Below are 21,683 nucleotides of genomic sequence, written 5' to 3' on the forward strand. Positions count from 1 at the left end.
CGTTTTGTCTACAGGGATTTTTGAGGATCTGGTTTGTAGGAGCGCGCTTGCCCGCGATGCGCGGTGTCATTCAGACAATTATCATCTGGCTAGACGCCATCGCGGGCAAGCGCGCTCCTACAGGGGCGTGGGTGTGATCCATATTGCCAATATTTCCCGCAACCCCAACAGCACCAGAAAATGCGCGGGATAGATCGCGTATGCCCAGCGCCGCATCGGTTTGACCGGGAAGTTGAGGCGACGACGCAATAAAGCCAGCCCGAGCGCCGGCCCGATCAGACAGACAATCAGTGAGCCAATCGAGATCGGATCGCCCCAGGCGGCCCCAGCAAACATCTGAGGCCAGGCATTGCTCGCCACGCAAACAACGCCCGGCAACAAGGCGAACCAGAGCGGCCGATGCAGCGCAAGCAGAAGCGCCAGCGGCAGCAGCGTGCCAAAGAAACCGAACATCAAATATTTGTGGAATAAAGCGGCGACCAGCAGCGAACCGAGCGCCATCAATCGCGTTGCAGGCAATCGGTGTCGCCAGCCTTGGGCAATCAGCAAACCGAGCACCAGCGTCGGCAATACGTTCAGCGTGTGGGCGTCATCCGCCATGTACAGCCGATAGGGGAGCTCGGCCAGCACGGCGAACAAGAGCATCCATCCCAGATAACGCCACTGCACTTTGGGGTCAGGAAACAGCGCGGATTTGCGACCCAGATTGGCCGCAATCGCCAGACAGAACCAAGGGAATGCCAGGCGGCCCGGTACGTACAGCACATCTATCGACCAGCCGACATAGCGCAAGTGGTCGAGTACCATGGCCAGCATCGCCAGCCACTTGAGCAAGTCGAGCGCCTTGTCGCGTCCGGGCAGGTAAGGCGGGTTCGATAGATCCATATCTCTCCGAGAGGGTTAAGCGCGGATTCTAAGGTGGAACGAATTACCTGTGGGAGCGGTGCTTGCCCGCGATAAGGCTGGACGCGATCTAAAGTGAACTGCGTCCAGCCTTATCGCGGGCAAGCACCGCTCCCACAGGTCCAGCGCATGTCACAAAATCGGTGTTTGCAACACAACAACCCATGACCAAGCCCTGCGATCTTCGCTACAGTGCGCAGCATAATCAATGACAAGGATTCGGCCATGACCGATAAAAGCCAGCAGTTTGCCAGTGATAACTATTCGGGCATCTGTCCTGAAGCCTGGGCTGCGATGGAACAGGCTAACCACGGCCATCAACGTGCGTATGGCGATGACGAATGGACCGCGCGTGCCTCGGATCAATTCCGTAAATTATTTGAAACCGACTGTGAAGTGTTCTTCGCCTTCAACGGCACGGCGGCCAACTCAATGGCCCTGTCTTCGTTGTGCCAGAGCTATCACAGCGTTATCTGCTCGGAAACCGCTCACGTCGAAACTGACGAATGCGGCGCTCCGGAGTTCTTCTCCAACGGCTCCAAGCTGCTCACTGCACGCAGCGAACAGGGCAAGCTGACGCCTGAGTCGATCCGCGAAGTGGCGCTCAAACGTCAGGATATTCACTATCCGAAACCTCGGGTCGTGACCCTGACCCAAGCCACCGAAGTCGGTAGTGTTTACCAGCCAGAAGAACTCAAGGCGATCAGCGCAACCTGCAAAGAGTTGAATCTGAATCTGCACATGGACGGCGCGCGATTTGCCAACGCCTGTGCATTTATCGAGTGTTCACCCGCTGAGCTGACCTGGAAGGCGGGTGTCGATGTGCTGTGCTTTGGTGGCACCAAGAACGGCATGGCGGTGGGCGAGGCGATTCTGTTCTTCAACCACAAGCTGGCTGAAGACTTTGATTACCGTTGCAAGCAGGCCGGGCAACTGGCGTCGAAGATGCGCTTCCTGTCAGCACCCTGGGTTGGGCTGCTGGAAGGTGATGCCTGGCTCAAACACGCCAATCATGCCAACCATTGCGCGCAATTGCTGGCGTCGTTGGTGAAGGACATTCCGGGTGTTGAACTGATGTTCCCGGTCCAGGCTAACGGTGTATTCCTGCAATTGTCACAACCTGCCATTGCGGCACTCACGGCCAAGGGCTGGCGCTTCTACACCTTCATCGGCAACGGCGGCGCGCGCTTCATGTGCTCATGGGACACCGAGGAGGCCCGCGTGCGCGAGTTGGCAGCGGATATCCGGTTGGTGATGGGGGCTTAACGCGAGAACTCAGTTGGAATGCAACCTGTGGGAGCCGAGCTTGCTCGCGATTAAGACTGGATGCGGTTTAGATTAGATCGCGATGCCCCTATCGCGAGCAAGCTCGGCTCCCACATGGAGCCCGCATTTCAAATTTGAATCAGGGTTTAGTTCTGCGCAATCGTCTTCGAAATCGCTTCCACCGTCGCATCGACCTTCTCGCGGCAGAGGTCCAGCTCGACCTGATGTTGCTGTTTGAGCTCGATCTGCTGTGAGCACAGGTTAAGGGCGGCCAGCACCAGCAGGCGGTCGCCAATCAGCGTCGGGTATTTGCGCTTGGTGTCGGCCAGCGATGCGCGCAGCAATGCGGTGGCTTGCTGCAGGTTTTGCTCTTCACCGGCCGGGGCCTTGATCGAATAGTCGTTGCCGAGAATCGAAACGACCGTCACCCCGTTTCTGTCAGTGCTCATGCGCTGACTGCGCTTGCGCTGGTCGCACGGTCAACAAGGGCCTGAATCCGCGCCGCAGTGGCACCTTGTTTCTCTTCCTGCTCCATCAGACTCAGTTGCAGACTGTCGTTGTCATCCCTGGCTTGGGCCAGCTCCGTGCTGAGCTGAGCGTTTGTGCTTTGCAGTTGCTGGTTTTGTTGCACCAGATCGCTGACAAGTTGTTCCAACTGGCTAAGGGATGCTTCCAACATTTTGATTTCTCTAGCAAATTTCAACGGGCGCACACCTTAAAGAAAAGTCACTGCGCATACCAGTTAAGCCACTTAAATAACGGCGTTCTGGCGCGCTGCGTCCTCCCTGAAGGCAAGTGCATAAACAGGCCCTGTTGACTGTGATTTTCCGATCTGGTTCCTGCTGCTCGTCAGTCGGGCCAGGCCGAGGAAACATGTCGTCTTCGATATTCCCGTATTTTTTGCTCAAAGCCCTGTAAACGTTGCCTTTCAATGACTTACATGGCTTTTTGCTATATCGAAAAGAGCCTGCGACCTTACGCCACGCCTGATTTCAGTGCATCGGCCTCAAGTCCCTCACCCTGTAACCGATAGGCATCACCACCTCTTCTATTCACTTCAACGCAAGGAATGCGCTTCTTCTTTTGGGAAAACCCATGTCATTACGCACCATGAATATCGCGCCCCGCGCGTTTCTCGGCTTTGCCTTGATCGGCACCCTTATGTTGGTCCTCGGCGTTTTTGCGCTGTCGCAGATGAGCAAGATCCGTGACGCAGGCGATGAGATCGCAAAAAGCAGCGTTCCCAGCATCCAGAGTCTGGACCGACTCACCGAAATCAGCATTCGCCTGCGCGTTCTGTCCTATCGTCTATTGATCAACCGCGAACCGGACATTCAGAACAAGACCATCGATTTGTTCGCCATGCGTAACAAGCAAATCACTGACGCCCAGGCTGTCTATGAAAAATTCATTACCTCTCCAGAGGAGCAATCCGCCTACAACGAGTATGTGCGACTGCTAGGGGAGTACCGCCAGCTAGAAGAACGCATCAAGAGCCTGAGTCGTGCTGGCAAGATTGATGAGTTGGGTCAATTGCTCAATGAAGAAACGCTGGCCAACTCCGATCAGATGAACGTGGCGCTGGCCAGGCTGGTCGAGATCAATGCCAAGGAATTGAGAGATACCAACATGGACGCTGCCGAGCAGTATTCTTCGGCATTCACTCTGGTAGTTAGCCTGCTGATCATCACCACGATCCTGACCATCCTGTTCGCCTGGCTGTTGACCCGCAGTATCACCCAGCCAATTGCTTCAGCGCTTGAAGCCGCAGAAACCATCGCTGAGGGTAATCTGACTCGCCCGATCAAAGCCGACGGTACTGACGAAGCCGGTCGTTTGCTCGCCGCCATGCAGAAAATGCAGGAAAAGCTACGTGACACATTGACCCGTATTTCGGGTTCCGCCACCCAGCTTGCTTCTGCTGCTGAAGAGCTGAATGCGGTGACCGACGAGAGCGCTCGTGGCCTGGCTGAGCAGAACAACGAAATCGAACAAGCCGCTACTGCTGTCAACCAGATGACCAGCGCTGTGGAAGAGGTGGCGCGTAACGCGGTCAGTACTTCTGAAGCATCCAAAAACGCTACCGCTTCGGCGGGTGATGGTCGTGATCTGGTTCAGGAAACTGTCAATGCCATCGAGCGCATGAGCGGCGACGTGCAGAGCACTGCAACACTGATCGGTAATCTGGCTGAAGAGTCCCGTGACATTGGCAAAGTGCTGGATGTGATTCGCGGCCTGGCTGACCAGACCAACTTGCTGGCCCTCAACGCCGCAATTGAAGCGGCGCGTGCCGGTGAAGCCGGTCGTGGTTTTGCCGTGGTCGCGGACGAAGTGCGTGCCTTGGCGCATCGCACTCAGCAGTCCACCAGCGAAATCGAACGCATGATCGGCAGCATTCAAGGTGGCACTGAACAGGCAGTCAGCTCAATGCGTAACAGTACTGAGCGTGCTGAGTCGACCCTGAGCATCGCCAAAGGCGCAGGGCTGGCGCTGGACACCATCAACACCGCCGTGGTGGAAATCAACGAGCGTAATCTGGTAATCGCCAGTGCCGCCGAAGAGCAGGCTCAAGTGGCTCGTGAAGTGGACCGCAACCTGGTGAACATCCGTGATCTGTCGGCCCAGTCGTCCGACGGCGCCACCCAGACCAGTGCTGCCAGCAGCGAGCTGACCCGGTTGGCGGTTGACCTGAACGGCATGGTTTCGCGGTTTAGTTTGTAAGCGCGATACCCGCTCTCTGTAGGAGCCAACTTGTTGGCGAGGCGTCAGACCTGCTTTGCCAGGTAAATCGCCTCGCGAACAAGTTCGCTCCTATCAAACATCACTCCAATAATGGATTTGAAACGCGGACCTTGTAGGAGCTAACTTGTTGGCGAAGCGGAATTTCTGACGATGCGGGTCCGACGTCTCGCCAACAAGTTGGCTCCTACAGGTCACCCGTTTGCTGCGCGACAGCGCGGTGTCAGGGATACCGGGACCACTCCTACCTGTATCAATCGCTCAGGCGATCAATACTCGATCCGCACATCCCCCTTCGGAATGCTGCAGCACGACAGAATGTAGCCTTCGGCTTCGTCTTCTTCGGTGATCCCGCCGTTGTGCTCCATCTCCACTTCGCCGCTGAGCTTCATCACCTTGCAGGTTCCGCAGATACCCATGCCGCAGGCTTTGGGGATCATCAGGCCGAGCTTGGCTGCGGCTGCGTGGACGGTTTCGCCCGGTGCCACGCGGATGCTCTTGCCGGTGTCGGTGAATTCCACCTGATGCAGATCCGATGCATCGACTTCCGGTGCGTCAGCGGCGATTTCCGCTTGTTCCACAGCATCGGCACGGGCTTCGGGAGGCGTCGCGCCGAACGATTCCTCATGGTATTGCGCCATGTTGAAACCGTTGGCTTCCAGCAGGCGTTTGACGGCCGTCATGTAAGGCGTCGGGCCGCAGCAGAACACCTCGCGCTCCATGAAGTCCGGCACCATCAGCTCTAGCATCTTCTGATTCAGATACCCGCGATAACCGGCCCAAGGCTCGCCAAGGCCATGCTTCTCGCAGATCAGGTGCAGGCTGAAGTTATCGATCCGCGACGCCATGTGCTCCAGCTCGCGGTGATAAATGATGTCTTTGGGGGTGCGGGCACTGTGCACGAACACCATGTCGACGTTGGCGTTGGTGTCGTAGAACCAGCGCGCCATGGACATCACCGGCGTGATGCCGACGCCGCCACTCAGGTAGAGGATTTTCGGGTTTGGGAAGTCTATTGCGTTAAACAGCCCGACCGGACCGTGGACCGCCAGCTCCTGACCTTCATGCAGCGTGTCGTGCAGATAGTTGGAAACCTTGCCGCCAGGCACGCGCTTGATGGTGACCGAGAAGCTGTAAGGCACCGAAGGCGAGCTGGAAATGGTGTACGAGCGCATCACCGGCACGCCTTCGATTTCAAGCTCCAGGGTCACGAACTGACCGGGCTTGAAGAAGAACATGATCGGCTGGTCAGCCATGAAACAGAAGGTGCGCACGTCCCAGGTTTCCTGGATCACTTTGACGACGCGAACCAGGTGACGGCCGTTCGCCCATGTCTGGGTATTTACCGGGCTCAGGAAGCTTTGGGACATGCTGAATCTCCAACGGCCGACGACCGGCCTCATGATGCGAATTCTGCGTAAGGCGCAGACCACCCACTTACCTGCCAGCGACATCGGCGTACTTATCGCGACCAGCCCCTGATTACCTGCATTAGCGCGTCGGGAACGGATTCGGCCATGTCGCCCATGGATAAGGTCAAGTCTGCGCCGGACTCCACACTCGCCACTAAATGTTTATCGAAAAGCATGAGCGGCAAAACAATCGCCGTCTTGCGTGCCAAACGCCACAAAGAACCGTATTAGCCACATTCGCCGACCGTAAACCGTATGGTCATGAGGACTTCAAACGATGGACGTCACCGCAACCTTGAGCTTGGGCGATCCGCTGGAACCGGCACGTAAGGCCACTGCCGAAATGCTGCAGAATCGCGAACGCACTTATTCGCTGCCGCAGCCTTTCTACAGTGATGAGCGGTTGTTTGAAATCGATATGCAGGAGATCTTCCACAAAGAGTGGCTGATCGCAGGCATGACCGCCGAGATTCCGGCCAAGGGTAACTACCTGACGCTGCAGATCGGCAAGAACCCGGTGGTTGTGGTGCGCGGTCCGGATGGTGCGGTCAATGCCTTCTTCAACGTTTGCCGCCATCGCGGTTCGCGTCTGTGCACCAAGGAGAAGGGCAAGGTCGCCAAACTGGTGTGCCCATACCACCAGTGGACCTACGAGCTTGATGGTCGCCTGTTGTACGCGGGCAGCGAAATGGGCGATGACTTCGACATGAAGAACTTCAGCCTCAAGCCCATTAACGTGAAAACCGCGGGTGGCTATATCTTTATCAGCCTCGCGGAAAACCCGCCTGCCATCGACGAGTTCCTGCAGACCCTCAAGCACTACATGGAACCGTACGACATGGAAAACACCAAGGTGGCGGTGCAGACCACCTTGATGGAAAAGGCCAACTGGAAGCTGGTGCTGGAAAACAACCGCGAGTGCTATCACTGCACTGGCTCACATCCAGAACTGCTCAACACACTGCTGGAGTGGGACGACGTTACCGACCCGCGTGCGACCCAGTCGTTCAAGGACCATGTCGCCGAATCGGCTGCGGCCTGGGAGGCTGAGAAGATCCCGTTCGCTCACGCTGCTTTTGGCTTGCGCAACCGTATCGTGCGCATGCCGCTGCTCAAAGGCACGGTGTCCATGACCATGGACGGCAAACAGGGCTGCAAGAAACTCATGGGCCGGATCACAAACCCGGACCTGGGCTCGATGCGCATCCTGCACCTGCCGCACTCCTGGAACCACTGCATGGGCGATCACATCATCGTGTTCACGGTGTGGCCGATCAGCGCCCAGGAAACTATGGTCAGCACCAAATGGCTGGTACACAAAGATGCCGTTGAAGGTGTGGACTACGACGTGGCTCGCTTGCGCGAAGTCTGGGATGCAACCAACGATCAGGACCGCCGTCTGGCTGAAGAAAACCAGCGCGGCATCAATTCCGACGCCTACCAGCCAGGTCCTTACTCGAAGACCTATGAGTTCGGTGTGGTCAACTTCATCGACTGGTACAGTGCCCGCATGCTTGAAAACATGGGCGCCGAGCCAGCGCCGTATCTGAAGGGTGTGGCGGTTAATCACGAGTGATGCATTAGAACCCTGTAGTAGCGGCCCCGGGTCTCTGACGCCACTCTGTCACGAAGCAAACGAGAACCTGTAGGAGCGCGCTTGCCCGCGATTTGGTCTGTCAGTCGATGAATATATCGCCTGTGCTGACGCAATCGCGGGCAAGCGCGCTCCTACAGGTAAAATCATTCCAAAATCAGGTGGTTATATACCTTTTGGTAAGAGCTTCCGCAGATTGTTTTTCATCTGATCAAATCCCCGCAGGCCTAATCCTTCTGGATATTACCAGCCCGAGTAAATAACTAATCCACCGAGCAATCCCACAGCAATTGTGGAGAAGTCACTACTCCCTTTTATAAAACCGTTCTGAAGAGTGACTATCAAGTAGTTTCGTTGGCATAGCCACGACTTTCCGCTCGCACCCCCTGATGCCCAAGCCGTTGATGTAGTCGCTGGAAGACAAATTTCTGCATTTGCATCTTCTGTGATATCGCACCTCTCTAAACACTAAGTCCTACACGAATAGATGAGGTTATGCATGGGGTTGCTTATGTATTCCTACAACGTGCTGGAATTTTCCTACGGCATTATCGGATGTCGAAAATATTAAACGACTTGGCACGTTATTGAACGAAGTGGTACCAATACACCACTCGCGGCGCATGCCGTGAGCACGAAGGGAATTATTCCCGTTCACATAAATATATGGAGTACATCAAATGGGTCGTAAGCGTTCTGAAATCGCAATTGTTCCGTTCAACAAAAATGATGAGTTTGTAGGGGGGCTCTTGCCTAGTGAGACTCTGTTTTATTCACATGACTAATGTTGTGTAGCCCACGGGCTAGCTTGGGGGGGTGACCCCCAAGCACTACTTCAAGGAGCGAAAAATGTTTGAGCGTGATTTCTCTGTAATATCATCTGAGGAAAAAGTCCTGCAGGCTGCATCTTCGTTAGGTTTCTCGTTTTCGACAGAATTCAAAAATGCCTCAAAGACAGTTGCAGTATCGAAGTTGATAGACAAAACCGGCGTAACAGTAGCCGAAGGTGCCGGTAAAGGAATATTTTGTAAAATTGGTGCGCAGGCTGAAAGTCTGGAGCACTTTGCTCTGGATGATAATTTACTTACGGGTCTGGTTTCCTCCGCTATAGATGATATCCGTAGTCAGCCTTCGCTCAGTATGGACGGATTGCTGGCTAATCTTCCCAAAAGCCGTTCTGCAATCGACTGCGTCGAAATGCATGACATGCTCACGGGTGGCAAGGTAAGAGTACCTGCTGTAATTCAACTGCCATGCAAGGAGTTGGGAGATAAAATTGAGACGCACCCTGAGCTTTCCTATCTCAATCGCTATTCATCAAACTCAGGTCTTGCATTTGGTTGCTCAAAAAATGAAGCGATACTTCACGGGCTTAATGAGGTTGTTGAGAGACATGCACTTTCAAAGGTCCTAATGTCTCTGTGCGGTCAGCACGAAAAGCTACTGCTGAAATCTCCAAGTGCGGAGCTACTGGACGAATTATTTTTTGGTCAAGACTGTCTTCGCGCTTCGGTGGACGGAATGAAAGTATTGCTCACACATACCATTTATGGTGTCTATTTCTGTATGGCTATTCCGAAAAGGCCAGATGGCAGGTACCCCGTATGTCTCATCGGGTCTGGATGTTCTGTAGATGCGCGTGTAGCGATCGAACGTGCTTCAACCGAGCTTCTTCAGGCGTTGGAGTTGTTCGACGAGTCAGAGAGGGACAATGATCTCAAGGCCTATTCATTGATGCATCGGTCATTGAAATTACAGCCGCTGATCGACCTTGAAGTGCTCAGAAATAATGAATACATATGCAGGCGGCTGGATCCTCCCGGGAAAAAAAAACGGTCGCGCATCAGCTTGAATATATAATTGAACAGATTTCTGCTACCGGCTTGCGGATATTACGTCGAACATTGCTTGAATTTGATAACGGTTGCGTGGTGACTCAGATATACATACCTGGTGTGGAGCGCTTCAACTTGGTTCGAGCTGGTATTCCTGTGGTGCCGCAACATTTGCTGCATGCTAATAGGTCTTTTTCTTAAAGGCACTTAGTAAAATGTTCAATTTCTTGAAAGATACCTTTCTCGCAAAAAAGAGACTTTTTCTTAGCGCAACGGCTATAACGGTCCTTCTGAAAGGCGTTGCTGTCATTCCTGCGCTTTTATTGGGGAAGATTATTGATGGCCTCGTTTCTCCAGGCGTTGTTCCCGCCTCCGGTGTGTTTTGGCTTTTTGCAGCGTTGTGTATAGCGATTGTTTTTCAGTCTGTTGTCAGTCCACTGCAAACGTATCAACTGGTGAGCCTTGTGCAGACGACGCTGAAGGAAAAATCTATTGAATGGACCAAAGCTATCCTGGAGAAAGAGTTTGAAGCTTTTTCAGCTTTTAGACTCGGAGGATTGATTAAGGCCGTGGAGCGAGGCATCACCGCTCATGAAAAACTACTGACTTTTTTCATTACCTCAGGTTTTCCACTTTTCATTGAGTTGATTTTGGTCGGGGCAGTATTTGCCTATGCTGGAGGGTTTGCGCTCTTTATAGTGCTTCTGGGTATATCGATCGGATATATGCTGCTTTACCACTATCTGGTTAACTGGAGAAGGCCCTATTTGCTAGTTGTCAATACTGAGGAAGATCTGGTTTCCTCCAGGCTATTTGAGACACTTAATGCTGGAAAAATAGTTAAACTAGAGCAAGCCTGTGACCATGCTCTTGGGCCGCTGTGCGAAAGTTACACGGCCTACGCGCGAGCGGCTACGAAGGTCGCCAGTACTGGCGCTGTTCTCGGGTCAATCAGGGTTCTTTATACGGGCCTTTCAACGACTGCTTTACTGGCCTGGGGCGTTCAGGATCAGTTATCAGCTTCGCCGCATTTGACCGTAGGTAGCCTGGTTGCGGTGTTTTCTATTGCTGGGATGTTTTTGAATAACTTTAGTCAGTTAGCGGAGGCTTACAGGACGCTCGATCAGTTTTTAGTCGATAAGAAAAGACTTCAGGAGATTTTATCGTTAGAGAATCTTCTACAGGTGCTTCAAACCCCATTCCCAGACCGCCTTTCGATGTTGAGTCTTTCGGTTATGAGTCCGCTAACTGACAGGCCTATGCGTTTTCAACGTGAGCAATCAGTTGCGATCATCGGACCCAGCGGAGCGGGGAAGACGACATTGTTGGAATCACTGGCAGGCGTGGTAAAGACCCGGCGGCATCACCTTGGCTTCAACGACCGGCGGCTCCAGCCTCATGACATTGAGGGGTATTTGCGCCGTGTTCGCTACTGCCCACAGGGGCCTGCGTTTATGGAGGGTGCTTTTGAGCACTCCGTGCTGTTCGGCCGCGAGACATCTTCGGTTCTCGCTCACGTCGTGGATGACCTCGAATTGCGGGAGTTGGTCGAAAATCGGCTCATTTCTGAAGGTGCTAAAAACATCTCCGGGGGCGAAGCGAAGCGGCTTTCGCTGTTGCGGTTGATTAACCGTCCGGGGGATTTCAATTTGTTTGATGAGCCCACCGCGTCCCTGGACCAAGACACACGGTTGCGGGTATGGGATGTCATTTTTGGCCACTTCAAAAGCAGCGGGCTGATTTGTGTAACTCATGATTTGGAAGCGTTGCCACAATTTGATCGAGTCATTGTCATGAAGCAGGGGGCAGTGGCCGCTGATGGTCCATGGTCTGAGTTAGAAGGTGAGGGGCGGATTGCAGAATTGGTGGCTCAAATCGTTTCAGGTCCATATCAACCCTGATCTGGCTACGGCCGTGATGCCCTTGGTGAGAAGTTTCTCTCTTTTTACCGTGGTACATGGATCTGCACACGTTATCCACAGATATGTACACAGCGATTGTGGAAAAGCACGTCCGAGACTTCTGAAACGCCATTTAAAACGAGGACTTATCCAGAATAAACCTCGTTAACGTGTTATTGATCAATTATTGATCATGTCCATAGAGCCCACGCCTCTAAAGGCCTGGAGCCGATCGCAAACACCTTATCCACAGAAGCGCCAACAGAGTTTGGGGGCAACTTTGAGTCAGTGGCGTCGTATCTGTGGAAAACCTTTGAAAGCCTTGTTTTTAAAGGTTGACAGAAGGGGATTCGAGCTTTTATTTGGTAATTGGTCGTTTTTTAATCGTTTGCTTGAAAGCCTTTATATACGTGGCCTCCAGAGGTAAGCGAACAACTTGTCCACAGAAGCGCCAACAGACTTTGTGGGTAGTTGTGGATGATCAGTTTTTTCAGTGGATGCTTTATCCACAATGAAAAACCAATAAAAACCGTGGGTTATGCTGGTTGTTTTTCGATCAATGAGCTGTAAGGCGCGGCCAGCATGGGATGCAGGGATCAGCGAACAACTTATCCACAGAGCCACTAACAACCAATGTGCACAACTCCTACATATCGCACAACGCGATACCCTGTGGGAGCGAGGCTTGCCCGCGAAGAACGATGACGCGGTAGACCTGATAAAACGGGGCGCCTGTATTCGCGGGCAAGCCTCGCTCCAACGGATCACCTAAGCCCGTCGACGCCATTGGCTCAGGCTCTGATCGAGGCGGGCGGGGCTTGACGCTCCCAGGCTTGAATATCCCTGGTAGGAGCGAACTTGTTCGCGAGGAGATCGGCCAGGCTATAGATTTTCATCGTCTGTAGATGTGCTCGCGAACAAGTTCGCTCCTACCGTTCTGCTCAGTGGCTTTAGAAAGAATGACTCTGCTGCCGTCGACGCCATTGGCTCAGGGTCTGGTCGAGGCGGGCGGGGCTGTCGATTTCCTGGCGACGTGCGTGGCTGAACAGGATCAGCGCCAGCTCTGCTGTCACCAACGCATCGGCGCTGGCGTGGTGGCGCTCTTCTGCATGCAGTCCGAAGAATTGTGTCCAGTCATCAAGCCCGGCTTTACGAAAACCAGCCTGTGGAAAAAGCATAGGCGCGATTTCAGCTACGTCGAGAAAGTGATGCTCAAGGCGGTAGTCCAGGTTCTCTTTCAGAGCCCGGCTGAGCATGTGCTGATCAAAAGGCGCATGGAACGCCAGCAGCGGGCTTTCACCCACGAACTCCATGAAATCCAGCAGAGCCTGTACAGGTTCACTACCCGCCGCAATGGCGCTGGGTGCCAGGCCGTGAATCAACACGGCGGGGCTGACTTTATGGTTGGGACACAGCAGCGTTCGTTCGAACTGCTGGCTCAGGTCAATGGCACCGTCCTCGATGACGACGGCACCAATGGATAGCACCTGATCGCGGTTCATGTTCAGGCCACTGGTTTCCAGGTCGACTACTACCCAGCGTTGCTGCCGCAGCGGGTGTTCGCCAAGGGGGGCTGGCGAGGCGAGGTTGGCCAGGCGTTGTTGATCACGTTTTTCCAGCGACGGTTTTGGTGGCCGGGGGCGTAGCCATTGGAACAGGTTCATGCTGGTAAACAGACTCATAGTTGATAACGCAGCGTCAGACTGGTTTGCAGGCGCTGGGCCTGGCGCAATGATTCACGCAGGATCCGCCGGTCCAGATGGTTGAGGGTGTCTGGATCGATACGGTTGGACCACGGCAGGTTCTGTCTGCTTTGCAATTGATGCTGCTGCATGCGGGTTTGTTGAATGAAGTGGTAGGCCTCCTCATAGGCGGCGCCGTCCTGGGCGTCGATGACTTCGCGTGCAACCAGCTGGCGCAGGCGCTCCAGGGTGTTGTTGACGCCAACGCCATTGGCCAACGCCAGCACGCGCGCGCCATCGACGAACGGCGTCAGGCCCTGGGTCTTGAGGTCCAGGGTGTCCTTGTCGCTGCCCTTGCGAGCCAGAACGAAGTCCTTGAAGCGTCCAACGGGCGGACGTTGCCGCAAGGCGTTCTCTGCCAGCATGCGCTGGAACAGGCGGTTGTCGGCGACCTGGTCGAGGATCTGCTGACGCAACTGCTCACCGCCGCTTTCTTCGCCCCAGACTACCCGCAGATCGAAATAGATACTGGAGTTGAGCAGGTTCTCCGGCGTTGCGTCGCGGATGAACGCGGCAAAGCGTCGAGACCATTCAGCTCGGGAAAGGCACAGCTCCGGGTTGCTCGCCATGATGTTGCCTTTGCACAGCGTGAAGCCGCATTGCGCCAGGTTCTGATTGATGCGCTCGGCAATCGGGAGCAGCAGACCGCGAATATGCTCCGCTTCAGCGGCGTCCTTGGCATCGAACAGGATGCCGTTGTCTTGATCGGTGTGCAGGGTTTGCTCACGACGGCCTTCGCTGCCGAAACACAGCCAACTGAAGGGGATGCCAGGGTCGCCGCGCTCTTGCAGCGTCAGCTCGATCACGCGGCACACGGTGTGGTCGTTGAGCAGGGTGATGATCTGGGTGATCTGGGTCGAGGACGCGCCATGGGCCAGCATGCGATCCACCAGTTGAACGATATCGCCGCGCAGGTTGCACAGGCTGTCGATGCGCGGTGCCGTGCGAATGGTCCGAGCCAGATGAACCAGATCGACCCGTTGCAGAGAGAACAGGTCCCTTTCTGAAACCACGCCGCACAAGCGACCGTCTCTGACCAGGCAGACATGCGCAATGTGTCGGCTGGTCATGGCGATGGCCGCATCAAAGGCGCTGGCGTCAGGGCTGAGATGGAAGGGCGCCTGAATCATGCGGCTCTGGATCGGCTGGCTGAAGTCGACATTGATGTCGGCCACGGCCTCACGCAGGTCACGCAACGTGAAAATCCCTAGCGGTGCCTGATGCTGGTCTATGATCACGATGCTGCCAACTTGTTGCTCGTGCATCAGCTTCACAGCTTCACGCATTGGCGTATCAGGCGTACACATCACGGGATGACGCATGGCCAGCTCGCCAAGCCGGGTATTGAGGGAATATTGGGTGCCGAGGGTTTCAACGGCGCGTTGCTGGACCTGCTGATTAACCTGATCCAGCAGGCTGCTGACGCCCCGCAAGGCGAAGTCGCGGAAGGTTGTGGATAACGCGAACAGCTTGATGAACGCCTGCTTGTTCAACTGCAGGCAAAAGGTGTCTTCAGCGGCCAGATGCTCGGTGCGCGTAGCTCGTTCTCCCAGCAGAGCGGCCAGCGGAAAGCATTCACCGGTGGTGATTTCGAAGGTGGTTTCAGTGCCGCCTTTTGCTGTGTGAGGACGCTCGCCGACCACTCGCCCTTGTTTGACGATGTAGAAATGCTCTACTGGGCCATCGCTCGGCTTGATGATGCTCTCGTCGGCGGCGTAAAAACGCAGTTGGCATTGTTCGACCAGATACGCGAGGTGCGCATTTTCCATATGGTCGAATGGCGGGAATTTTTGCAGGAATTGCATGGTGCCGTGAATGTTCTGCAACACCGCTGTTTTCCCGGCCTGGGTGAATGCATCGGCTCGACTCATGACCAGCACCGCTTTGTTTTTATTGAAGGCTATGGTCGGCCGCTTGAGGGGTAGTGCCCATTGGACGTAAGTCTTACGACAACAAAAAGATTTCTGACTCTTACCTTCATGGTGTAAAAAGCACCTGTACAGAGTTGTACGATGCTTGGGACGGCCCTTGTTCGAATGCAAGGGCGCCAGCAAAAAAGCACACAGATATCTCCGGGCAGAGCCCGGTGTTTTTGTCAGTCAGTGCAAAGGAATGAGGCGGTTATGCTGGATTACGATATTTTGAGCGATGAAGAGCGCGAAGCTCTGCATGAGGTGATGCTCGCGCCGCCGTCCAGTTCGGAGCAACGGGTGCTGATCGTGGACGATGACCGGGACGCGCGCGAACTGCTGGCCGAAATCCTCAGCCTCAACGACATAAGTTGTCTGACGGCGGCTGGCGGTAACAGCGCCATGGAGTTGCTTCGCACCCGTGACAGCATCGCTCTGCTGATTACCGACCTGCGGATGGCTCCGTGTAACGGCCTTGACCTGATTCGTCAGGTCCGCGATTCCGAGCGTGCTTCGTTGCCGATCATCATTGTGTCCGGTGACGCCAACGTGCGTGATGCGATCGATGCCATGCACCTGAGCGTGCTGGACTTCCTGCTCAAGCCCATCAACACCAAGCAGTTGGTGAAGCTGGTGAAGAGAGAGTTGGGGATGGAGTGAGGGTTATGTGGGAGCCGAGCAAGCTCGGCTCCCACAGGAAGCGCTAGAGCTGCTCGCGAAATTGTTTACAACCCGTTCTTCGCCTTGAACTCACGACGCCGACGGTGCAAGACCGGCTCGGTGTAGCCGTTAGGCTGTTTAGTCCCTTCGATTACCAGTTCAACCGCCGCCTGGAACGCGATGTTGCTGTCGAAATCCGGTGAAAGCGGACGGTACAGCGAGTCCCCTGCATTCTGCCGGTCAACCACAGGCGCCATGCGCTTGAGGCTGTCCATCACCTGAGTTTCGTTGACCACGCCATGACGCAGCCAGTTGGCGATGTGCTGGCTGGAGATACGCAATGTGGCGCGGTCTTCCATCAGGCCAATGTCGTTGATGTCCGGTACTTTCGAGCAGCCCACGCCCTGATCGATCCAGCGCACCACGTAGCCGAGAATACCCTGTGAGTTGTTATCCAGTTCGTTCTGGATTTCCTCGGGCGTCCAGTTGGTGTTTGGTGCGAGCGGGATAGTCAGGATGTCATCCACCGAGGCGCGAGTGCGCTGGGCCAGTTCAGCCTGACGGGCGAACACGTCAACCTTGTGATAGTGCAGCGCGTGCAGCGCAGCGGCCGTCGGCGACGGAACCCAGGCGGTGTTCGCGCCTGCCATTGGGTGAGCGATTTTCTGCTCCAGCATCGCCGCCATCAGGTCCGGCATGGCCCACATGCCCTTACCGATCTGCGCACGACCTTGCAGGCCGCAGCTCAAGCCGATATCTACGTTGGAGTTTTCGTAGGCACTGATCCATTTCTCGGCTTTCATCTGCGCCTTGCGCACGACAGGGCCTGCTTCCATGGAGGTGTGAATTTCGTCGCCAGTGCGGTCCAGGAAGCCCGTGTTGATGAACACCACACGCTCGCTGGCCGCTTTGATGCAGGCCTTGAGGTTGACCGTGGTACGGCGTTCCTCGTCCATGATCCCGACTTTAAGCGTGTTGCGTGGCAGACGCAGAACGTCTTCGACACGACCGAACAGCTCGTTGGTGAATGCAGCTTCTTCCGGGCCATGCATCTTCGGTTTGACGATGTACACCGAGCGAGTACGGCTGTTGCTGCGCGTGGTGTTGCCATTGAGGCTGTGGATCGCCGCAAGGCTGGTCAGCAGGCCGTCCAGAATGCCTTCCGGTACTTCCTGACCGTTCTTGTCCAGGATCGCATCAATGGTCATCAAGTGACCGACGTTGCGGATGAACAGCAGCGAACGACCGTGCAGCTTCACGTCGCCGCCATTGGGAGCGGTGTAGTGACGATCACCGTTCATGGTGCGGGTGAAGGTTTCGCCGCCTTTGGAGACCTGTTCGGCCAGATCGCCTTTCATCAGGCCCAGCCAGTTGCGGTACACCACAACCTTGTCGTCGGCATCAACGGCGGCGATGGAGTCTTCGCAGTCCATGATGGTGGTCAGCGCGGCTTCCATCAGCACGTCTTTGACGCCCGCGGCATCGGTCTGGCCAATCGGGCTGGCAGCGTCGATCTGGATCTCGAAATGCAAACCGTTGTGCTTGAGCAACACGGCGGTCGGCGCTGATGCGTCGCCTTGATAGCCGATCAACTGCGCGTCGTCTTCAAGGCCGGTATTGCTACCGCCCTTGAGGCTGATGACCAGCTTGCCGTCGATCAGCTTGTAGCCGGTGGAATCAACGTGAGAGCCAGCGGCCAGCGGCGCGGCTTCGTCGAGGAAGGCGCGGGCAAAGGCGATGACTTTGTCACCGCGAACCTTGTTGTAGCCTTTGCCTTTCTCTGCGCCGTCGGCTTCGCTGATGGCGTCGGTGCCATACAGAGCGTCGTACAACGAGCCCCAGCGGGCGTTCGAGGCGTTGAGGGCGAAGCGGGCATTCATGACCGGCACCACCAGCTGTGGGCCAGCCATGCGGGCGATTTCTTCATCGACGTTTTGCGTCGTGATCTGGAAATCCGCCACTTCTGGCAGCAGATAACCGATTTGCTCAAGGAAAGCCTTGTAAGCCGAGGCATCGTGGGCCTGTCCGGCATGGGACTGGTGCCAGGCGTCGATCTGCGCCTGCAAGTCATCACGTTTGGCGAGCAGTGCCTTGTTTTTGGGGGCCAGCTCATTGATCAACTGGTCTGCGCCCATCCAGAAGCCAGCAACATCAAGACCGGTCCCGGGAAGTGCTTCGTTATTCACGAAGTCATACAGGACTTTGGCGACCTGCAGGCCACCGACTTGAACGTGTTCAGTCATTGCACTTGCCTCACTCTGCTCAGCTTTTTTGCGCCCCCGGAGGGAGCACTCTTTTGTTGGGTCGCCGTTTATGTAGTGCGCGACGCGGGATGCTACATGAAGGCTTGACGCGTGGAAACGGAACTAAATATGTCACTTCGCGACTGAAATTTCATCGCCAGTCATCATCGGGATTCGGATGTTCTCAAAGATGTTGCCGATTGTTCCAGATAAAAATAGAGATCGTACACAAAATGGCAGGCCGGTCATTCGCCAGCGTGAAGATCAGGCTTGCCTATACTCGTTGCGTTGTCGTCAGCCTGACTGGCTGGTGCAGATTCAAGACCAGAAGGAGTCAGCAGTGGATCATCTCGTTATTACGGTATTTGCCCCAGACAAACCCGGCCAGGTCGAGGCGATCGCGAAATGCATTGCCGACCACGGCGGTAACTGGCTGGAGAGCCGCATGTCGCACATGGCCGGACAGTTCGCCGGCATCCTGCGCATTGGCGTTGCGGCTGACGCCCATGAAGAATTGAAGAGCGCGCTGATCGAGTTGTCCGGTCGAGGCATACGCGTATTGTTCGCCGACACCGCCATCGAAACCCCCGGCACCTGGAAACACATCGGCATGGAGTTGGTGGGCAATGATCGCGCGGGCATCGTACGCGACATCACCCGGTTGCTTTCGGAGCAGGGCGTTAACGTCGAAAGACTGGTGACAGAAGTCAAACCCGCGCCGATGAGCAGTGAACTGCTGTTCCACGCCGACGCGATATTGGGCGTACCTGAATCGCTGGCGCTGGATGATCTGCAACAAGCGCTGGAAACCCTGGCGGATGATTTGATGGTGGATCTGGTGTTGCGTACGGATCTTTGAGCCTGTGGGAGCAGAGCTTGCTCGCGATAAGGCTGGACGCGATCTGAATTGAACCGCGTTCAGCCTTATCGCGAGCAAGCTCTGCTCCCACAAGGGGATTGCGAGCCCCTGCGGTTATCCACTTTATCTATTAGCCTGCCTGTGGATAACCGTTGGAGAACCGTTTGCAGGCCAGACGAATCAAGGCTTGCGAGCGACTGGTTATTTATTGAGCAGTTGAAGCTCTATGACCCAGAGGCCATGCATTCAGTGCTAAATCAAACCAATTTGCAGGCCATCGCCTCATGGTTTTGCGCTACGTTTCCGTTTTTCTTGAGGGAAGTTTCCGAAACAATCCCAAGCGCTTGCGGGTGAGGATTTTGGCTCCTAAGGTGCGCCGGTCGCTGTTATTTCAGTGACGGGGTTTAGTAGCCCGTGGTTATCGCTCGTGCAGTACACCTTGAAGTAGACGTCTTTGGACGTCTGATTTATGGCGGCTGTGCGCAGGGCGCTTTCGAGCGCGCCGGTGGTAACCCGGTCTACTAACCTACGCACGGCTGCCACCCTTATCGTTTAGTAGCGGTGGTTGGCGGTCTCTTTCAACATTAAGAGACTTCGATATGACCGAGTTACCGGTTTCACCTTCTGACCTTGAACAATCTTTGAACCACGCCTCCCACCTGCTGCACTGCGCAGCCGTAACAGCCTACGAAAACGGCGACCGCCTGACCGGTTCGGATCGGCTATTGGCGATGTCGGTCATGCATCTGGTGGATATGGCGCGCAATGTTATCGATCAGTCTTTGGTCAGGCTGGAGGCACCGACTGCTTGCGAGTGAAATGCGCTGCCTGTGTGTGAGATCCATGTTTGCCCGCACGCTAACGACATGGGACCGGCTTTAGCCGGGAAAGCGGTATTTCTGAAGGCCTATTTTTAGTGACTGTACCGGCCTCTTTCCGGCTAAAGCCGGTCCCACGAGATAGCGCGGTTTCTGTGGGAGCTGAGCTTGCTCGCGATAAGGCTGTACTCGATTCACTTCAGATCGCGTCCAGTCTTGTCGCGAGCAAGCTCAGCTCCCACAGACGGGAATGAGTTCAAGCAGATGTTATCCACTTTATCCATGAGCCTGCCTGTGGATAACCTTGGGAGAACCGTTTGCAGGCCTTATTGTTTAAGGCCTGCAAACTATTGATCAATAAATGATCAGGCCCTGCGCCGTAAAGTTATCCACGCATCAACGCTGTAAACCGCCAATCCCGCCCAGATGAATGCGAAGGTCACGATGGTGCTTGTCGCGAGATGTTCCTTGAAGACCAGCACTGCCAGTGCGAGCACCAGTGTCGGGCCGATGTACTGCAGGAAGCCCAGTGTGGTGTAAGGCAGGTGTCGGGCGGCGGCGTTGAAGGCGACCAGTGGCAAGATCGTTACAGGGCCTGCGGCGGCGAGCCAGAGCGCTTCACTGGTGGTCCAGAATTCTGGTTGTGAGGTGTAGGCTGCCGGGTTGAGCAGCAGCCAGCCCACGGCGATAGGCACCAGTATCCAGGTTTCCACGACGAGGCCGGGCAGGGCGGCGACGGGTGCTTTCTTGCGGACAATGCCGTACACCGCGAACGTTCCGGCAATCACTAGCGATACCCACGGCAGGCTGCCGACTTGCCATAACTGCTGCGCCACGCCCGTCGCCGCCAGACCGACGGCGATCCATTGCAAACGCCGCAGCCGTTCGCCCAATACCAGCATCCCCAGCAACACGTTGACCAGCGGGTTGATGTAGTAACCCAGGCTGGCCTCCACCATGCGCTCGTTATTCACAGCCCACACATACACCAGCCAGTTCACCGCGATCATCGAGCCGCTGAAGGCCAGCACCGCCAGACGTTGTGGGTTCTCCCGCAATTCGCGCCACCAGCCAGGGTGTTTCCAGAACATCAGCAGCAACGAGCCGAATACCGCCGACCAAAGCACTCGATGGACGATGATTTCCACCGATGGCACGTCGGCGATGGCTTTGAAGTACAGCGGAAACAAACCCCAGATGGTGTAGGCACTGAGCCCGAGAATGTACCCGCGTCGCGGGTTGACGGCTGGCATGTTGGGTCCTGTTGGCAGGTGGTGGATTCTTATGAGTCTGTTGGTGCGTGGATCTATTATTTGCCCGGAATCAGACCTCTGTGGGAGCGTGGCTTGCCCGCGATAAGGACACCGCAAATATCAGACCCATCGCGTCCAAGCCTTCCATGTAAATCTCATTCCACCCGTAGGAGTGCGCTTGCCCGCGATGAACGATGACACGGTATTACTGACTCACCGAGGTGACTGATTCGCGGGCAAGCCACGCTCCCACAGGTTGGCGCTGATCTTAAGTTCATGATGGACCGTGGGACCGACCGGAGTGGCGCTCCACTTCATTCGGGAAGGCGGTATTTCAGGCCATACATAGGCTGCGGATGTACCCGCCTCTTCGCGAATGAATTCGCTCCCACCGGGATCAGCGCTTGCAGGTGAACATAGAATTTCCCACAGTCTGGTCATGATCTTAAGTTCGCTGAGGCCCTGTGGGACCGAATTTATTCGGGAAGGCGGTATTTCAGGCCTTACATAGGCTGCGGATGTATCTGGCTCTTCGCGAATGAATTCGC

At 55.4% G+C, this 21,683-nt stretch carries 16 protein-coding genes and 1 pseudogene; 9 read left to right on the forward strand and 8 right to left on the reverse strand.

Features of this window, described 5'->3' with window-relative positions:
- Window positions 1-117 precede the first annotated feature (117 nt).
- The gene (locus tag RX972_RS18810) at window positions 118-885 is read right to left on the reverse strand and encodes a TraX family protein (RefSeq protein ID WP_316877605.1); all 768 of its coding nucleotides are present in this window, start codon (window positions 883-885) and stop codon (window positions 118-120) included.
- A 243-nt stretch (window positions 886-1,128) separates the two neighbouring features.
- On the opposite strand from RX972_RS18810, the gene RX972_RS18815 reads away from it, so the two are divergent.
- A complete protein-coding gene (locus RX972_RS18815; RefSeq protein WP_099267958.1) occupies window positions 1,129-2,169 on the forward strand; it encodes a low specificity L-threonine aldolase in 1,041 nt (346 codons plus the stop codon).
- A gap of 146 nt (window positions 2,170-2,315) precedes the next feature.
- Here the strand turns inward: RX972_RS18815 and RX972_RS18820 are convergent, their stop codons facing one another.
- Together RX972_RS18820 and RX972_RS18825 are read right to left on the reverse strand one after the other, a co-directional pair.
- The gene (locus RX972_RS18820; RefSeq protein WP_316877606.1) at window positions 2,316-2,618 is read right to left on the reverse strand and encodes a cell division protein ZapA; all 303 of its coding nucleotides are present in this window, start codon (window positions 2,616-2,618) and stop codon (window positions 2,316-2,318) included.
- A complete protein-coding gene (locus RX972_RS18825) occupies window positions 2,615-2,848 on the reverse strand; it encodes a hypothetical protein (protein ID WP_027899824.1) in 234 nt (77 codons plus the stop codon). The genes RX972_RS18820 and RX972_RS18825 overlap by 4 nt, the downstream gene beginning before the upstream one ends.
- Before the next feature lie 431 nt (window positions 2,849-3,279).
- On the opposite strand from RX972_RS18825, the pseudogene RX972_RS29565 reads away from it, so the two are divergent.
- Together RX972_RS29565 and RX972_RS29570 are read left to right on the forward strand one after the other, a co-directional pair.
- Window positions 3,280-4,035: pseudogene (locus tag RX972_RS29565) on the forward strand (MCP four helix bundle domain-containing protein); the annotation flags it as partial.
- Window positions 4,027-4,890 (forward strand): methyl-accepting chemotaxis protein, encoded by an 864-nt coding sequence (locus RX972_RS29570; RefSeq protein WP_406644026.1) that lies wholly within the window; start codon window positions 4,027-4,029, stop codon window positions 4,888-4,890. The pseudogene RX972_RS29565 and the gene RX972_RS29570, both read left to right, overlap by 9 nt.
- A gap of 287 nt (window positions 4,891-5,177) precedes the next feature.
- Here the strand turns inward: RX972_RS29570 and gbcB are convergent, their stop codons facing one another.
- Entirely contained in the window at window positions 5,178-6,278 is a 1,101-nt protein-coding gene (gene gbcB, locus RX972_RS18835) for a glycine-betaine demethylase subunit GbcB (protein WP_027899825.1), read from the reverse strand.
- Window positions 6,279-6,597: 319 nt separating this feature from the next.
- Here gbcB and gbcA point away from each other — a divergent pair, with 319 nt between their 5' ends.
- From gbcA to RX972_RS18850, 3 genes are all read left to right on the forward strand, one after another.
- Complete coding sequence (gbcA, locus tag RX972_RS18840; RefSeq protein ID WP_027899826.1) at window positions 6,598-7,896, forward strand: glycine-betaine demethylase subunit GbcA; 1,299 nt, start codon at window positions 6,598-6,600, stop codon at window positions 7,894-7,896.
- A gap of 867 nt (window positions 7,897-8,763) precedes the next feature.
- Window positions 8,764-9,774, forward strand: coding sequence for a YcaO-like family protein (locus RX972_RS18845; protein WP_316877607.1), 1,011 nt, complete (start codon window positions 8,764-8,766; stop codon window positions 9,772-9,774).
- Window positions 9,775-9,964: 190 nt separating this feature from the next.
- Window positions 9,965-11,650, forward strand: coding sequence for an ABC transporter ATP-binding protein (locus RX972_RS18850; protein ID WP_316877608.1), 1,686 nt, complete (start codon window positions 9,965-9,967; stop codon window positions 11,648-11,650).
- Window positions 11,651-12,600: 950 nt separating this feature from the next.
- On the opposite strand, the gene RX972_RS18855 is transcribed toward RX972_RS18850, so the two are convergent.
- Window positions 12,601-13,314 carry a 3'-5' exonuclease gene (locus tag RX972_RS18855; RefSeq protein ID WP_316877623.1) on the reverse strand — a complete coding sequence of 238 codons (714 nt, stop codon included), beginning with the start codon at window positions 13,312-13,314 and terminating at the stop codon, window positions 12,601-12,603.
- Between the two features lie 14 nt (window positions 13,315-13,328).
- Window positions 13,329-15,263 carry a DUF294 nucleotidyltransferase-like domain-containing protein gene (locus RX972_RS18860; RefSeq protein WP_099267964.1) on the reverse strand — a complete coding sequence of 645 codons (1,935 nt, stop codon included), beginning with the start codon at window positions 15,261-15,263 and terminating at the stop codon, window positions 13,329-13,331.
- Between the two features lie 252 nt (window positions 15,264-15,515).
- On the opposite strand from RX972_RS18860, the gene RX972_RS18865 reads away from it, so the two are divergent.
- Entirely contained in the window at window positions 15,516-15,962 is a 447-nt protein-coding gene (locus tag RX972_RS18865; protein ID WP_027899830.1) for a response regulator, read from the forward strand.
- A gap of 65 nt (window positions 15,963-16,027) precedes the next feature.
- Here the strand turns inward: RX972_RS18865 and RX972_RS18870 are convergent, their stop codons facing one another.
- Entirely contained in the window at window positions 16,028-18,205 is a 2,178-nt protein-coding gene (locus RX972_RS18870) for a malate synthase G (RefSeq protein WP_231674043.1), read from the reverse strand.
- A gap of 340 nt (window positions 18,206-18,545) precedes the next feature.
- Between RX972_RS18870 and RX972_RS18875 the strand changes: the two genes are divergently transcribed.
- Together RX972_RS18875 and RX972_RS18880 are read left to right on the forward strand one after the other, a co-directional pair.
- Window positions 18,546-19,064 (forward strand): glycine cleavage system protein R, encoded by a 519-nt coding sequence (locus tag RX972_RS18875; protein WP_231674044.1) that lies wholly within the window; start codon window positions 18,546-18,548, stop codon window positions 19,062-19,064.
- Window positions 19,065-19,663: 599 nt separating this feature from the next.
- Window positions 19,664-19,882 (forward strand): DUF6124 family protein, encoded by a 219-nt coding sequence (locus RX972_RS18880; protein WP_231678114.1) that lies wholly within the window; start codon window positions 19,664-19,666, stop codon window positions 19,880-19,882.
- A gap of 365 nt (window positions 19,883-20,247) precedes the next feature.
- Here RX972_RS18880 and rarD read toward each other — a convergent pair whose 3' ends face one another.
- Window positions 20,248-21,135: an EamA family transporter RarD gene (rarD, locus tag RX972_RS18885; protein WP_122707536.1), complete on the reverse strand. Its 888-nt coding sequence runs from the start codon at window positions 21,133-21,135 to the stop codon at window positions 20,248-20,250.
- Between the last annotated feature and the right edge of the window lie 548 nt (window positions 21,136-21,683).

The organism is Pseudomonas syringae group sp. J309-1, from assembly GCF_032582135.1.
Classification (GTDB): Bacteria; Pseudomonadota; Gammaproteobacteria; order Pseudomonadales; family Pseudomonadaceae; genus Aquipseudomonas; species Aquipseudomonas quasicaspiana.

Coding starts and splice junctions, on each gene's coding strand:
- RX972_RS18810 (WP_316877605.1), bottom strand. CDS start 885: ATGGATCTATCGAACCCGCCTTACCTGCCCGGACGCGACAAGGCGCTC.
- RX972_RS18815 (WP_099267958.1), top strand. CDS start 1,129: ATGACCGATAAAAGCCAGCAGTTTGCCAGTGATAACTATTCGGGCATC.
- RX972_RS18820 (WP_316877606.1), bottom strand. CDS start 2,618: ATGAGCACTGACAGAAACGGGGTGACGGTCGTTTCGATTCTCGGCAAC.
- RX972_RS18825 (WP_027899824.1), bottom strand. CDS start 2,848: ATGTTGGAAGCATCCCTTAGCCAGTTGGAACAACTTGTCAGCGATCTG.
- RX972_RS29570 (WP_406644026.1), top strand. CDS start 4,027: ATGCAGGAAAAGCTACGTGACACATTGACCCGTATTTCGGGTTCCGCC.
- gbcB (WP_027899825.1), bottom strand. CDS start 6,278: ATGTCCCAAAGCTTCCTGAGCCCGGTAAATACCCAGACATGGGCGAAC.
- gbcA (WP_027899826.1), top strand. CDS start 6,598: ATGGACGTCACCGCAACCTTGAGCTTGGGCGATCCGCTGGAACCGGCA.
- RX972_RS18845 (WP_316877607.1), top strand. CDS start 8,764: ATGTTTGAGCGTGATTTCTCTGTAATATCATCTGAGGAAAAAGTCCTG.
- RX972_RS18850 (WP_316877608.1), top strand. CDS start 9,965: ATGTTCAATTTCTTGAAAGATACCTTTCTCGCAAAAAAGAGACTTTTT.
- RX972_RS18855 (WP_316877623.1), bottom strand. CDS start 13,314: ATGAACCTGTTCCAATGGCTACGCCCCCGGCCACCAAAACCGTCGCTG.
- RX972_RS18860 (WP_099267964.1), bottom strand. CDS start 15,263: ATGAGTCGAGCCGATGCATTCACCCAGGCCGGGAAAACAGCGGTGTTG.
- RX972_RS18865 (WP_027899830.1), top strand. CDS start 15,516: ATGCTGGATTACGATATTTTGAGCGATGAAGAGCGCGAAGCTCTGCAT.
- RX972_RS18870 (WP_231674043.1), bottom strand. CDS start 18,205: ATGACTGAACACGTTCAAGTCGGTGGCCTGCAGGTCGCCAAAGTCCTG.
- RX972_RS18880 (WP_231678114.1), top strand. CDS start 19,664: ATGACCGAGTTACCGGTTTCACCTTCTGACCTTGAACAATCTTTGAAC.
- rarD (WP_122707536.1), bottom strand. CDS start 21,135: ATGCCAGCCGTCAACCCGCGACGCGGGTACATTCTCGGGCTCAGTGCC.